This window comes from Burkholderia sp., assembly GCF_018375725.1.
GTDB lineage: Bacteria > Pseudomonadota > Gammaproteobacteria > Burkholderiales > Burkholderiaceae > Burkholderia.
Window position 1 is genome coordinate 1 of the sequence record NZ_JAHACR010000395.1, and the last position, 3,191, is coordinate 3,191.

A 3,191-nucleotide genomic window follows, 5' to 3' on the forward strand; every position below is an offset into this window, starting at 1 on the left:
GTCTGGTGCGGCGACATCACGTATGTCTGGGCACAAGGCCGTTGGCATTATCTGGCGGTCGTGCTCGACCTGTTCACGCGGCGAGTTGTCGGTTGGGCTTTCTCGACGCGCCCGGACGCCGATTTGGTCGTGCGGGCGTTGGAAATGGCCTACGAGCAACGAGGCCGACCGCAAGGGTTGCTGTTTCACTCGGACCAGGGCGCCCAATACGCAAGCCGGAAGTTCCGTCAGCGTCTGTGGCGCTACCGGATAAAGCAGAGCATGAGCCGTTGTGGAAATTGCTGGGACAATTCCCCGATGGAGCGGCTGTTCCGCAGCTTCAAGACGGAATGGCTGCCGTCAGTGGGTTACATGTCGGCGCAGGAAGCACACCGGGATATCAGTCACTACCTGATGCATCGGTACAACTGGATACGGCCGCATCAGTTCAACGACGGACTGGCGCCGGCTGTCGCGGAAGAAAAACTTAACGCAGTGTCCGGAATCAGTTGACCACTACAGGATGCTCTGGAGCAATCTTCTAGTGTCGCGCACGACGCATGGCGATCTATTAGTTCTCGTCATGCACGACACGTTTCAGTTCGTAAGCCTACCAGTTAAATAAGGTGCTTTTGTATGCTTTGAGCGGCTCAACGGGTACGTAGCTTTTCTGTTGACTTTCCCAGAAATCGTTCATGTCGAGGGTAAGCTCGAGAGCTGGATTAAGATTTGGGTTGGCTCTCAGTGCGTTCCGGACATTAGCGTCTTGATCTTCAGCGAGACGCCGCAGCACCTCTGGAACCAAGTGCGGATTGCATGCCAATTTATTTCGGACATGGCCGCTTGGATCCTCGGCCAGGCGGATTTGAATCGATTTCGGAATTTTTGCGCTCGCTATCGCTCCGCGAACGTCGGTGTCTTCATGCTGAGCCAGCTTGTCTTGTACAGATTCCAATATCGCCACATTAGCCGCAAGTTTACTCGCGACGTCGCTCGGGACTTCGTTCGATGCAAGAAAATTTTGCAGATTTTCAGTCAGGTGCGTGTTTTTTGCCAGTGCCATCATGAATCGGTTGGCGTCGCTCAAGGGGGAGGCAACGGAGAAATCTCGCCCCTCCAAAGGGTTGTCCCCTGTTGCCTTATATCCTGCGGCGCGAAGAATGGCTTCCGGCGCTGTGGTGGAAGCTAGGATCTGGAGGCGCACTGTATCTGGGAGTTTGTTTGCAGCCACCGTTCGAGCCAACAAGTCGACTGGTGCCCGTCGGTGGACACATGCCAGTGCGAATACCTCGCAATCCAATTTCCAACCGTCGTTCTTGTTAATCTGCTCGGCGAGGAGTGCCTCCGGGCAGCGCGAATGATTAAACACGGCCTTGCGTACCTCGATGTCATCATCGGACGCCAACTTGGTAAGCAAGTCTTCGGGAACGTCCGGGTCGCGTGCGACGTCAAGCCTTCGCAATGGGTTTTTGTCGTCCGCAAGTCGGATCATTTCGGCGACGCTCATGCCGTTGTAGCGCGATGCAGGCTTAAGTCTCAGCCGCTCAAAGGCCTGTTCGTACTCGCGGACCTTCTGCTGCATGGTTTCGCGAAGCGGCGTCGTTTGTGCGATGGCTGTCTCGAGCTGTTTCTGTGTCAGCATGCCATTGTCGACGAATGCCGTTTCCATCGCCTCGTTGATGGCATTTTCAATGTCAGCACCGGTATAACCGCGACAATCCTGAGCCAGTGCATCAATGTCGAACGCACCTGGGTCTTGGTGGCGTCGGAGAAGGTGGATATTTAGAATATCCCGGCGTTCCTCTGTATCTGGAAAGCCAACGTAGAAAATTTCGTCAAATCGCCCTTTCCGCAGAAGCTCCGGCGGCAGTGCGGTGATGTCGTTGGCAGTTGCAATCGTGAATACCGCACCAGATTTTTCCTGCATCCAGGTAAGAAAAAATCCCAGCAACCGTGATGTGACCTCGGATGCATTCGCCCCACCCATGCCGACAAAGGCCTTTTCCAGCTCGTCAATCCATAGTACGCATGGACTAATGGCCTCCGCAGTCTGAAGTGCGCGACGCATGTTGTGCTCGCTTTCGCCAACGTACTTGCCGAGCAATGTTCCGATATCCAGTCGCAATAGCGGTAGAGAAAACAACGATGCCGTCATCTTGGCCGTCACTGACTTACCGCAGCCCGGCATGCCTGCGATAAGTACGCCTTTAGGGGGTTGTACGCCAAAGGCGTGTGCGTCAGCGAGGCGCTGCATGACCGAAGCGCGACGTTCGAGCCAATTTTTTAAATTGATTAGTCCTCCGATTGATGCAGTCGTAGTGTCGGCATGAACCATCTCGAGTACGCCGCTCTTGGAGATGATTTGCTCTTTTTGCTTTAGTGCGACAGCGAGTGCGCTTGCGTCGAGTTTGCCAACACCTTCCGAATCTGCGAGTGACAACGTGTGCTCGATCTCGGCTTGGTTGAGACCGCCACAGGCAGTAGTTAGTCGCTGTAGTAGTTCCGGTTCTACGCTGTACCGTTCGCGAATCAGGGTCTCGATCTCAGATCCGCGTGGCAGGGCAAGTCCATACACCATCAATAGTGCTTCGAGTTCAGCCGGTACCTCAAGGCGCTCGGAAATGAGAACGACTGCTGCCCGGCCCGCATGATGTCGCGTCAACCGGTCCAAGAGCAGCTTGAGTCGGGCAAGTGCGACACCATTGTCTTCAAGGGCAAGTCGTGCATGGCGAATGATCACGAGCCGACCGTCGAGCCCTTCGTCCAATACTCCCTCTAGCGCAGTGGCGAGATCATGGGCACGTTCGCCGCCCGGGCGCAATGGCTGCTTGGTGTCGAAGCGACTCCAGCCATAGGCGCGATTCCACTCGAGAGGACTCAGTGTGCGCCGGATGCATAGTTGCGCGATCAAGTCATCGAGCCGTCTTTCTTCTGCGGATTGGATATAAAACCCCGTTCCTCCGGCGCGGATCTGGTCATCGAGTTCGACAAGCAATTGTTGTTGTGAAAGCATGGAAGAAGATCTCCTTAAGCGCCAATGATTGACAGTGCTGAATCAAATACACGACTGAATGTTTCGGCCACCGTCTTGACGGTGTTCGATGCGATGGAAGTGAATCGACCAGATTTCTATAGCCACCTACGAGCCTGACAGACTGGCCTGTCGTTCGAACTCTACCGGAGAGACGCCACCATTAGAACTATGGCGTAGC

2 protein-coding genes are annotated in these 3,191 nt (G+C 54.9%); one reads left to right on the forward strand and one right to left on the reverse strand.

Annotated features, from left to right (window positions below; genetic code table 11):
- Positions 1–492: IS3 family transposase (locus KH616_RS23325; protein WP_292252316.1), on the forward strand; the 492-nt coding region annotated here is incomplete at its 5' end.
- A 97-nt stretch (positions 493–589) separates the two neighbouring features.
- On the opposite strand, the gene KH616_RS23330 is transcribed toward KH616_RS23325, so the two are convergent.
- Complete coding sequence (locus KH616_RS23330) at positions 590–2,992, reverse strand: AAA family ATPase (protein WP_292252317.1); 2,403 nt, start codon at positions 2,990–2,992, stop codon at positions 590–592.
- Positions 2,993–3,191: the final 199 nt, after the last annotated feature.

Bases quoted from the DNA above. Each gene is read 5' to 3' on its own strand.
- KH616_RS23330 (WP_292252317.1), bottom strand. From the start codon at position 2,992: ATGCTTTCACAACAACAATTGCTTGTCGAACTCGATGACCAGATCCGC.